Raw genomic sequence first — 10,940 nt, 5'->3', positions numbered from 1 at the left:
TTGGGCAGCAGGCTCTGACCCGACGAATCACGGCCTTCTGGGGGTTTATGGATAATGCTTGAACTCTCTCAGATCGAATCCTGGTATCCCGAACCTCTCCGCCCTTTTAAGAAGAATCTTCTTCGGGAATACCTTCAATACAAGATCCTCGAAATCATTTTCACTTCCCCCTATGCCAACAGCCTGGCCTTTATGGGGGGCACGGCGATCCGATTCGTTCATGCCGGAAAACGCTTCTCCGAAGATCTGGATTTCGATAATCGTTCCCTGGATCAGGAAAGTTTTGAAAACCTGGCCGGCCTTCTCCATAATCGATTGACCCTTGAGGGGTACGAAACGGAGGTAAAGAACACCATACGGACCACCTACCGGTCTTCCATTCGCATTCCGAAAATACTCTTTTATAGTGGAATCTCCCGCCACCGGGATGAACGACTTACAATCCAGGTGGATACCGAGCCGCAGGGCTTTGATTACACTCCGGAGAAGGTGATCCTCAATAAGTTTGATGTCTTCGTAAGGATACATGTCGTACCAGTAGATATACTACTGTCGCAGAAGATTACCTGTCTCTTTACCAGAAAACGCCCGATGGGAAGGGATTTTTATGATATCATTTTCTTGCTGGGAAAAAGCAGACCAAATCTTGATTACCTGAAGGACAAACTGGGAATAGCTGATAGGGAAGCAATACGGAAACAGATTCTCCTCAAGTGCAAAGAGCTCGACTTCAGTCATCTTGCCCGTGATGTGGCCCCGTTTCTGATGCAGAAGCAGGAGGCCGAAAAAATTCTTCACTTTTCAGAATATTTAAAGGCTGCTGAGCTTTGATTTGATTGATAAGACTTTGCTTTCTGATGGGTAGAGTATAAAATAAGAAAAAAGACATTGATTTATAACTTCAAGATGATAGGAGGAGGCTATGGATTCGATAAAGGTCCATCCACATGAGGGGGTAACCATTTTAGATGAAAAACAGCTAAGAGAAAAGACCATCGATCAATTAATTCACCAGGCCGTTTTTGGAGAGGCCGCCCAAAAGGCCAATGCCTGCTGGTTGATCTGGGAAGTGGGGCAGGCGGCTGGAATTTATCCGGCTTCCATCCATGCGTTCTACAAGGCCGTCGGCCGCGGAGAGATCCCCCAACCCTTTACCGTTCCGGCCATTAATCTCCGGGCCATGACCTATGATTGCGCCCGGGCAGCTTTTAAGGCCGCGGTTCAAAGAAAGGTCGGGGCCTTGATCTTCGAGATCGCCCGCTCGGAAATCGGCTATACGGCCCAGAGGCCCAGGGAATATTTTTCTGCGGTCATGGCCGCAGCCATAAAAGAGGGTTTTCAGGGACCGTTATTTATCCAGGGGGATCATTTTCAGGTCAGCGGAAAAAGATTCAAGGAAAAACCCGAAGACGAATTAAAGGCCATTGAACAACTCATCCAGGAGGCCATAGAAGCCGGGTTTTACAATATCGACATCGACACCTCCACCCTGGTGGACTTAAGTCAAGCCACGGTGGCCGAACAACAACGGGCCAACTATGAGTTGTGTGCCCGATTTACGACCTTTATTCGAAAACATCAACCGCCGGGAATCACTATCTCCGTGGGCGGTGAGATCGGAGAGGTGGGGGGAAAGAACAGCGACGAAAAGGAACTGCGGGCCTATATGGACGGCCTCATGGCCGCCCTCCCCGCCGGAATCCCTGGTCTTTCTAAAATCAGCATCCAGACCGGGACGAGTCACGGCGGGGTGGTCCTGCCCGACGGCACTTTGGCCCAGGTGGCCATTGATTTTAAGGTCTTGAAGGATCTCTCCCTGGTGGCCAGGACCGGGTACGGCATGGGCGGCACGGTCCAGCACGGGGCCTCCACCCTGCCGGATGAGGCCTTTAATCAGTTTGTCACCCACGACGCCGTGGAGGTGCATCTGGCCACGGGCTTTCAAAATATTATTTATGACCACGAAGAATTTCCTCAAGATTTAAGACAAAATATTTACGATTATTTGAAATCCAAACATGCCGACGAATGGAAGACCGGGAAGACCGAAGAACAGTTTCTTTACAGTACCCGGAAAAAAGGCCTGGGGCCGTTTAAAGCCGAAATGTGGGGTTTACCGGAAGCCGTTCGATCGGCTATTCGAAAGACCCTGGAAGCAAAGTTCGGATTTTATTTTGATCAGCTCCAGGTGGGCGGGACCCAGGATCTGGTTCGTCAATTTATTCCTTTGGTCAAGGTGGAAAAACAACAGGCCGATTTTGGGTTGGGCACGGGTAAGGAAGAGGATGTTTCGGACCTGGCGGATTAGATTGGGGGCTATGAAGGTCGTATTAGTTTAGCTTGTCGGAAAACTATTTTCACCGCAGAGGCGCAGAGAGCGTAAAGAAGATACTTATATTGGTGGGTTACGCTTCGCTGCACCCACCCTACAGAAATTTCGCTATTTCACCGCAGCGGTGAACAAAAACTTACTTTTCAAACACCCCAAGACTTTATGAAAGGAGGGTTTTATGGGTTTTTCTCTCATTCTGGCCATACTGGCATCCAAGTTTAAAAAGGCGGCCAGGATCAATGAAAATTTTAAAAAATTCCTTATGGGGCATGAATGTACTGTTGTCATCAAAACCAGGGATGGAAAAAGAGGAAAGCGGTTCATCTTTAAAGACGGCCGGTTTTCAGCGGACGCCGTTTTAAACGACTATGACACGGCTATGATCTGGGGTGATGCAAAAACAGCCTTCAGCGCCCTAAAAAAAGGGGAGGAAGGGATCAAGGCGGCCCTGCAGAATCACCAGGTGGGTATTGACGGTCAGGTCCATTCCTTTACCTGGTTCGGGGCGGCCATTAAATTTGTCACGGCCTGAAACCCTATGCCGCAATGGGGCACCAACCAAAAATTAAAATACGGTATTTTCATACTAAGCCCCCATACCCCTGGGGCGCAACGAAGCATGAAAGTGTGTTTCTTTAAATTCCGAAATCCGAAATCCGAATTCCGAACTGTATAAGTTGAGGAGGGAATATGAGCTACTGGTCCCATGAATATTTGCTGAGAACCTGGGGCGGTCCCATGGTGCAGGCCGAGTTTTTAAAGGAAGTTCAAAGACCCTTTTTTGTCCCCCGCATATTTTCCGGACTCAATCTTTTTCTGGATAAGGCCGGGCTGCTTCCCGATTCGGTTGATCTGGTGGCTAAGGAGTGCAAGAGCAAGAAGGCCTTTATCGTCACCGATGAATATGCCGTACGATTCACAAGCAAGATCAAGAGTCCCTATGAAAAAAGACACGGAATAAAATTCGAAACCTGGGCCAAGTCCAAACCCGATGCGCCGGTGGATACTATAAAGGACTGCGCCGAAAAGATGCGCCGGTTCGGTCCGGACCTCATCTTTGCCGTGGGCGGCGGGTCGTCTATGGATACGGCCAAGGCCGCCTGGCTGCTCTATGAACATCCGGAGGCCAACTTCGAAATCTTAAGCCCCCTGATCCCCCTCAATCTGCGGCACAAGGCCAAGCTGGTGGCCGTCCCCACCACCAGCGGTACCGGATCGGAGGTGACCGGCATCGCCGTCGTCTCCTTCCCCGACGGCGTCAAGCTGGGTACAGGTGGGGCCTTGCCGGAATTCGTTCCCGACTTTGCCCTCCTGGACCCGACCTTTACCGTGGGAATGCCTCCTGATCTGACCGCCGGAACCGGGGGCGACGCCTTGGCCCATGCCGTAGACGGCTTCATGGCCCCCAGGGCCGATGAACTCAATCAGGCCGTGGCCCTCAAGGCCATAGAGATGGTTTTCGAGTGGCTGCCCAAGGCCGTTCACGACGGCAATGACCTGATGCCCAGGATGAAGATGCAGCAGGCGGCCATGATGGCCGGGATCCCCTTGAGCAATGCCGGTTCCGGCATCTCCCATGCTTTGGGGCACACCATAGGGGGATTGTTCCACATTCATCACGGCATTATGGTTTTATTGTTCCTCCCCTACGAGCTTCAGGTTTATTCAAAAGCGACCGACCGGTATCTGGAGATTTGCGACCGGATGGGTTGCCGGGACAAGGCCTCCGATGAAAAGAGTTTGGCCGACCTCATCGAAAAGATTCGTGCTCTGATGACGAAGATAAACCTGCCCACCAGTCTCAATCAGGCCGGTGTCCCCCGGGATGCATTTGAAAAAAAGCTGGATCGTATCCTGGACCAAACCCCGACCGACCCGGCCTTCTATTTCGGCTGGTACGACCTGACCAGGGAGCAGCTCAAAGATATATTTCTAATGGCTTATGAAGGTAGATTGCTTGATATGAAATCAGAGACCTGGAGGTAGACCGATGAAAGGATATTTTGGAAAATTCCTAAAGGTGGATCTTACCGAAAAAAGGATCGAAGATTTTACCCTCAGTGAGGATGATTTGAAAAATTATGTCGGCGGATCAACCCTGGCAGCTAAAATTATCTATGATTATGTCAAACCGGGAATGGACCCTTTGGCTCCGGAAAACCCCCTGGTCTTTGCCACCGGGCCTTTTATCGGCTCCAATGTGCCCATGGTCAGCCGGGCGGCTATCTGCGGCATCGCTCCGGGGACCGGTCTTTGGGGAGAGGCCACCACGGGCGGGCAATTTCCCACAAGGCTAAAAGGCAGTGGTTTTGACGGCCTGCTCATCTGCGGCCGGGCGGAAAGGCCGGTCTATCTCTATGTGAAGGATGGGAAAGGGGAGATCCGGGATGGGTCTCACCTCTGGGGCCGGGACAGCTATGAAACCCAGGATCTCCTGGCCAGGGAAGTCGATGAGAAGGCCTCCACGGCCTGTATCGGATCGGGAGGGGAAAAATTAATCCGCTTTGCCGGGATCATGAACGACGAAGGCCGGACCGCCGGCCGGTGCGGTTTGGGGGCCTTGATGGGCGCAAAAAATCTTAAGGCCGTGGTCGTTTCTGGAAACCAAAAGGCAGAGCCGTCCGACCAGGAAAAGCTTAGAAGCCTCATCAATGAGGCCCGGGAATGCATTCAGAGCTTTCCCAACAAGAACGGCTATCACCTCTTCGGAACGAATATGTACATGGATCTGGGGATGCGTCTGGCCGATGTGCCGGTCAAGTATTTTACCAAGAGCGTCTTTCCGGCGGCCAAGCTCCACGGTCCGGCCTTTCGGTCCCGCTATAATATGACCCATTATGCCTGTAGCGGCTGTCCCATCGGTTGCGGCAGGGTCATCAAGGACTTCAGCGAAGAGATCAAAAGGGTGGATGGCCCGGAATATGAGACCGTGGCCGCCTTCGGCCCCTTGTGCCTGAACTTCGACATCGATTCCGTGGTCCGGGCCAACCATCTGTGTAATGTCCATGGCATCGATACCATCTCGGCCGGGGTCTCCATTGCCTTTGCCATGCACCTGTATGAGAAGGGGATCCTGACCCGGGAAAAGGCGGAGATGGAAATTACCTGGGGCGATGGGGCCGTCATCCTAAAGCTCCTGGAAATGATGATCCGCCAGGAGGGCATCGGCGTCCTTTTGTCCAAGGGCGTCAAGGTCATGGCCAATGAGCTTGGGGTCGATCCCGAAGAAGCGGCTCAGGTGAAAGGCCTGGAATTTCCCATGCATGATCCCCGGGCCTATCAGGGGGCAGCCCTGGCCTATGCCGTAGGCCCAAGAGGGGCCTGTCATTTGAAAGGCAGTTTTTATAATCTGGATGCCCCGGGAAATGAAACCGGATTGGACGTCGGCATCACCTTTTCCAATAAAAATGACCCCCGGCAAAAAGGGGCCATGACGGCCAAGATATTGCACTTCTGTGAGCTTTACAACAGCTTCACCTTGTGCGAGTTTTCCCCGTTGCCGGCTGCCCTGATCGCCCGGATACTTTCGGCCGTTACCGGTACAAATTTTAAGACCATGGATTTACTTGCCTTCGGAGAGCGCTCCCTGAACCTCAAGCGGGCCATCAACAATCTGCTGGGCGTAACCCGAAAGGATGACCATTTGCCGCGAATCGCCCGCCAGGCCTTGAAAGAAGGCTCCACCGCCGGGATAGAGCCGGATATGGATCTGATGCTCAAGGAATTCTACGCCGTCAGTGCCTGGGACTGGGAAACGGGAAAACCGGCCAGGGAAAAACTCCAGGAGTTGGGACTTCAACAGGCAGCCAGGGATCTCTGGGGATAAAAGCTTATCCGAAAAACATGAAGAAAATAAAAGGATTTGAATCATGAACGCGGATGTGATTGTGATCGGCGCCGGACTGGCCGGAATGATGGCCGCCTATGCCGCCCGGGCCGAGGGGGCAGAGGTACTATTAATAGACAAAGGATCTGTGGGCCGGGGGACCAATTCGGCCATGGCTAACGGGGTCTTTGCCGCACCCACTACCGAATACAGTCTGGAAGCCTATGTGGCGGATACGATCGAGGTTGGCCGGAGGATCAACGATGTTGATTATGTAAAACGGATTGCCCGGGAGGCCCCCGGAACCATGACCACCCTTAAGGCCATGGGGCTTGACCTGGAAGAACGAAGGGGCCAGTTTTTTGTGCGCACCCCGAATCCCGATACCATCCCCGGCCTGGTTATGGTAAAGACCATCGCCCAAAAGATAAGCGGCCTGGAAGGGGCGACCCTATTAAAAAATTTTTATTGCACCGAACTGCTGGGGGAAGAAAAAATTAACGGGGTTAAAGGATTTGATGAAAAGGGACAAGAAATGGTCCTGACGGCCCCGGCGACCATTCTGGCCACCGGCGGTGCGGGTGGGATTTATCTCCGGAACGACAACCAGAAAAGCACCATGGGCCAGGGATATGCCCTGGCGGCCAGGGCCGGTCTTTCCCTCTGGGACATGGAATTCGTGCAGTTTTACCCTTTGGTGTTGAATGAGCCGCGCCTGCCGTCCATGCTGGTCTATCCCCCTTACCCGAAAGAACTCAAGTTGATCAATGCCTCCGGTGAAGATCTTCTGAAGAAATGGCAGGTGGACAATATCAACACAGCCGCTATGACCAAACGGGATGCCTTTTCGGTCTTACTTTATGAAGAAGACCAAAAAGGTCCGGTTTATCTGGACGGCAGTGCGATTCCGGAAGAACCCTGGGAAGACCTTCGAAAGAGCCTTTTTAAAAAGGTCCGTTTAGACGTACAAAGAAGATCGATAGCTGTGGCACCGGCGGTCCATTTTTTTATGGGGGGTGTCCGGACCGATGCCCGGGGAGGGACGGCCTTACCCGGTCTATTTGCCTGCGGGGAAATCGTCTCCGGGCTCCATGGGGCTAACCGGCGGGGAGGCAATGCCCTGACCGAATGTGCGGTCATGGGTAAAATTGCCGGCCGGAGTGCGGCCCTCTATGCCCGGACCAACCCGTTGGCCAGGACCTCAGTGCAAAAGGAATCAATGGGTTGGACTCCAGGGGAAAAGCCATCCCTGGACCGGCTCAGGGACCTTCGGCAAAAGATGCGGGCCATTGCCTGGAATCAGGCCGGTATCCTGCGCACAGAAGCCGGGATGAAGCACGGCCTGGCGGAAATCGAAGCGCTTCGGGCCCAATTACAGACCCTGATGTCGCACACCATCGAAGAAAGACGGCTCAAAGAAGATCTTCTTTCCGGGGTACTGGTAACCCAAGCCATCCTGAACGCCGGCCTCGCCCGTCAGGAGAGCCGGGGCAGCTTTATCCGCCAGGACTTTCTCCAGGAAGATGATCAAAACTGGCAGAAGAATTCCTGCCTGATCTATGATTCGGCGAAAGCCTCTTTTTCGTTAAGCCACGAAGATGCTCGTTTGGTGGAGGATTAAGCAGATGGCTTGGCAAAAACTCGTCATTCCGGTGAACCCCGGATCAGGTCCGGGGCAGGCACCGGAATCCAGGGTCTTTTCGTCTCAGATAATTTCTGGATTCCGGTTTTCACCGGAATGACGGAGGGGTTACCGACACGATTTCAAAAAGCTAAATGGATACTTTTTGTCGAATTTTTAATCAGCTCAACGTATCTGCCTCGGCTTTAACCAGGGCCAGCCTGGCCTGGACCAGCTTTTTATACTTGACTTCGGCCTTGGCCAGGTTCTTGGCCGCAAAGGCCTTAAGTAGATCGCCTTCTATCTCCGCTACCTCCAGGCGTTCATAGTAATCCATCGATTCCTTTAGATGGGCTACGACGATTTTGCCGGTCAGCAGGGGGTGGTTGTTGGTGACATTGGCCTCTTTATAGCGGGTCCCATGCTCGAGTTCCACCTCCAGGCCGGCCCGGAATTCTTCGAGAGGAATTTTCATCCCCCGGGGTTTGACTTCGTTTAATATAATTTGCGCCTCCTCCGGTTTGACCTCGGCCTTTTTTAACCTGGTCCAATCCCGAATACCCAGGGCCGTGCAGACCCTTTTGACTTCTTCCCCAGTCACATACTCTGGCAGCTTCATCCGAAATCTCCTTTTACAAATAAAGTTAAATAAAAGAGGTCTCTTGCAAAAAACTATTTATTAATTTGCCACGGTCAATGATTATGGTCAATTAAAAAATTTTCCATCCTAAGACCTGAACCCGATCAAAAGGCTTGACAGATTAGTAAAAATGTTTTATTTTTTTACCAGTCAGGAGAACAGAATATGAAAGCCGTCACCGTATCCCAAAAAGGTCAAGTGGCCATACCTAAGGAAATCAGGGAAAGGCTCCGCATTAAAACCGGAGACCAATTAATATTTAAAATTTCTAAAGGCAAAATTATTTTAGAACCCACTATAAATGTTCCCAGGTCCCAGGCCTGGTTTTGGACGGAAGAGATCCAACAAAAAATAAAAAAGGCGGAAAAAAACTTCCAGGCCGGTAATTTTAAGAGGTATGACCGTATCGATGATCTCTTAGGGGATCTAAAAGAGTGAATCAGATTGTCCTATCCATCGAAGCCGAATTTCTTTCGCAGTATGACCTCCTCCCCAAAGATATCAAAAAGAAATTCAAAAAACAGTTAGCTTTTCTAAAAGATAATCCCAAACATAGATCTTTACAGGTGCATCAAATTGAAGGCTCGGATTATTGGGAATTTTACGTAGATAAAGGCTATCGGTGTGTCTTTAAAAAAGAAGGCCCCATCTATCAACTCCATTTTGTGGGTACCCATGATTTGATTGATAAATTTTAGATATCTTTGGCTATGTTTTATCCTCATTCCTTAGCTCCGGCCTGGAATGAAAGACCTTCCTTGGAAAATCAGCAAAAATCCTTAGCCATTTTAAGAAAAAGGACTTCCCAGTTCAACTGGGCGTTGACATTTTGGGTGTTATAGATCGCAGCCTGGCTGAGCAGGGTCATCCGTTTCAGCCAGACATGATGGGGCAGGCTGAAGGCCAGGGCCCGGACCCGCTCTCTTAAATGGGGCAGAAGCGACACTTTATCTTCCAAACCGGCCCGGACCCAGATAAGATCGCGAAGGCACCACTGGCCGATCTCCAGATTTTCCTGGGTCTCTTCCCTGGAACCCAGCCAGCTTTTGGCCCAAGCCAATAACTGGGCCATCCCGGCCTGGGAGAAACCTTCCAACTGACTGATCCAGGCCTCCTGCTTCTTCCAGAAATTGGTCTTCAGAAATTCAAAGGCCCGCCCCAGGCTCCCTCCGGACACCAGACTCAATGCCTGGGCCTCTTCCCTGGACAGCCCCTTTTCTTCCATTAATTTTTCAGTGATCAGGGACAGGGAAAGGGGGTTGAAGCCGATGGTCATACAACGGGAGACCAGGGTGGGCAATAATTCCCCGGGATCTCTCACCAGGAGCACAAAGAGGGTCCCCGGCGGTGGTTCTTCCAGGGTTTTTAAAAAGGCATTGGCCGCTGGCTCATTCAGGTCCGAGGCCATATCCAAAAGGCAGAGGCGAAAGCGGCCCAGGGCCGGCCCATAGGCCAGTTGCTGGCCCAGATTGCGAATCTGTTCGATCCGGATATTGACCCCTTCGGGTTTTAGATGGATGAAATCCGGATGAATCCCCTTCTGAATTTTTTGACAGGAGGGGCATTGATCGCATCCCCCCTCCGGCCCGGGCCGGTCGCAGTTCAAGGCCTTGGCCAGCTCCAGGGCGGTCTTTTTTTTCCCTATCCCTTCCGGTCCGCTGAATAGATAGGCATGATGGAGCTTGTCCCTTTGCAGGGATTGTTTCAGATTTTCTACGGCCCGGTCCTGGCCTTGAATGTGGGTAAAGGACATTTAATTTATTCTTTCGTTTATTTCCCTAATCCTTCTCATCGGCTTCCAGAATTTTTCTCTCCAGGTATCCCTTGGCCTGATCTACGAAAGGAAGGAGATATGTTTGATAAGCCTGTATTTAACTTCTTTTTTCAATTAAGGCTCTCTCTTTATAGTCATTAATAATATATTCCATGAAATCGTCGCCTTCGTCTGTTATGGTCAGCATAAAGTCAAGATAGAGCCCCCAGTCGTTAATGACCAGGGGGATGCCCCTTATGGCACTGGCCGCCACACAAGCCGCCACACGGTTCAATACCAATAGTTCGACTTCTCTTCTTAGAAGGGTTTCCAAATCCGACCAGATCTCATTTTCCCCCTGGTAAAAAACCTCTTCCTCGTACTCTACGGGGTGCCTTTGTTCGGGATAAAAATATACGGCGATATCCACGTCCGATAGTTTCGTCGCCCTTCCCTGGGCTTGCGAGCCGAATAAAAAGGCAAAAGCAACATCCCTCCGGGTTTCAAAGTAGTTTATTATTGGTTTGATATCCATATCGTTAATAGATAATAAAGTTCGGAGTTAAAGGGTTCGGAGTTCGGAGAAACCCGGTTTCCTGTTTCGTAGCGTCCCATAGTACTACAGCGACACTTTTCCAGTCATTCCCGAATGTTTTTATCGGGAATCCAGGTTTTTCCAGAAAATGAGAAAACCAAAGTCCCTGGATTCCGCTCCCCGATTTAGACATTCGGGGACAGGCTTTAAAGCATGCTGGAATGACGAGCTAA

At 51.2% G+C, this 10,940-nt stretch carries 11 protein-coding genes; 8 read left to right on the top strand and 3 right to left on the bottom strand.

Annotation, left to right across the window (positions count from 1 at the left end; all coding sequences use genetic code 11):
• Positions 1-54: 54 nt before the first annotated feature.
• The 6 genes from HY879_09370 (at position 55) to HY879_09345 (ending at position 7,779) form a co-directional block, all read left to right on the top strand.
• A complete protein-coding gene (locus HY879_09370; GenBank protein MBI5603556.1) occupies positions 55-831 on the top strand; it encodes a nucleotidyl transferase AbiEii/AbiGii toxin family protein in 777 nt (258 codons plus the stop codon).
• 91 nt (positions 832-922) lie between these two features.
• Positions 923-2,308 (top strand): class II fructose-bisphosphate aldolase, encoded by a 1,386-nt coding sequence (locus HY879_09365; GenBank protein ID MBI5603555.1) that lies wholly within the window; start codon positions 923-925, stop codon positions 2,306-2,308.
• Between the two features lie 202 nt (positions 2,309-2,510).
• Positions 2,511-2,864, top strand: a complete 354-nt coding sequence (locus tag HY879_09360; GenBank protein ID MBI5603554.1) for a hypothetical protein — start codon at positions 2,511-2,513, stop codon at positions 2,862-2,864.
• A 158-nt stretch (positions 2,865-3,022) separates the two neighbouring features.
• A complete protein-coding gene (locus HY879_09355; protein ID MBI5603553.1) occupies positions 3,023-4,318 on the top strand; it encodes an iron-containing alcohol dehydrogenase in 1,296 nt (431 codons plus the stop codon).
• Positions 4,319-4,322: 4 nt separating this feature from the next.
• Positions 4,323-6,158 carry an aldehyde ferredoxin oxidoreductase family protein gene (locus tag HY879_09350; GenBank protein MBI5603552.1) on the top strand — a complete coding sequence of 612 codons (1,836 nt, stop codon included), beginning with the start codon at positions 4,323-4,325 and terminating at the stop codon, positions 6,156-6,158.
• 43 nt (positions 6,159-6,201) lie between these two features.
• A complete protein-coding gene (locus tag HY879_09345; protein MBI5603551.1) occupies positions 6,202-7,779 on the top strand; it encodes an FAD-binding protein in 1,578 nt (525 codons plus the stop codon).
• Positions 7,780-7,960: 181 nt separating this feature from the next.
• On the opposite strand, the gene HY879_09340 is transcribed toward HY879_09345, so the two are convergent.
• Positions 7,961-8,398, bottom strand: a complete 438-nt coding sequence (locus tag HY879_09340) for a hypothetical protein (GenBank protein ID MBI5603550.1) — start codon at positions 8,396-8,398, stop codon at positions 7,961-7,963.
• A 186-nt stretch (positions 8,399-8,584) separates the two neighbouring features.
• Here HY879_09340 and HY879_09335 point away from each other — a divergent pair, with 186 nt between their 5' ends.
• Positions 8,585-8,857 (top strand): AbrB/MazE/SpoVT family DNA-binding domain-containing protein, encoded by a 273-nt coding sequence (locus HY879_09335; GenBank protein ID MBI5603549.1) that lies wholly within the window; start codon positions 8,585-8,587, stop codon positions 8,855-8,857.
• A complete protein-coding gene (locus HY879_09330; protein ID MBI5603548.1) occupies positions 8,854-9,117 on the top strand; it encodes a DNA helicase in 264 nt (87 codons plus the stop codon). Before HY879_09335 ends, HY879_09330 begins: the two co-directional genes overlap by 4 nt.
• A gap of 68 nt (positions 9,118-9,185) precedes the next feature.
• On the opposite strand, the gene holB is transcribed toward HY879_09330, so the two are convergent.
• Positions 9,186-10,172 carry a DNA polymerase III subunit delta' gene (gene holB / locus HY879_09325; GenBank protein ID MBI5603547.1) on the bottom strand — a complete coding sequence of 329 codons (987 nt, stop codon included), beginning with the start codon at positions 10,170-10,172 and terminating at the stop codon, positions 9,186-9,188.
• Between the two features lie 118 nt (positions 10,173-10,290).
• Entirely contained in the window at positions 10,291-10,707 is a 417-nt protein-coding gene (locus HY879_09320; GenBank protein ID MBI5603546.1) for a nucleotidyltransferase domain-containing protein, read from the bottom strand.
• Positions 10,708-10,940: the final 233 nt, after the last annotated feature.

The sequence above is a fragment of the Deltaproteobacteria bacterium genome (genome assembly GCA_016219225.1).
Lineage (GTDB): Bacteria > Desulfobacterota > RBG-13-43-22 > RBG-13-43-22 > RBG-13-43-22 > RBG-13-43-22.
This window is presented reverse-complemented; position numbering and strand designations above follow the sequence as displayed.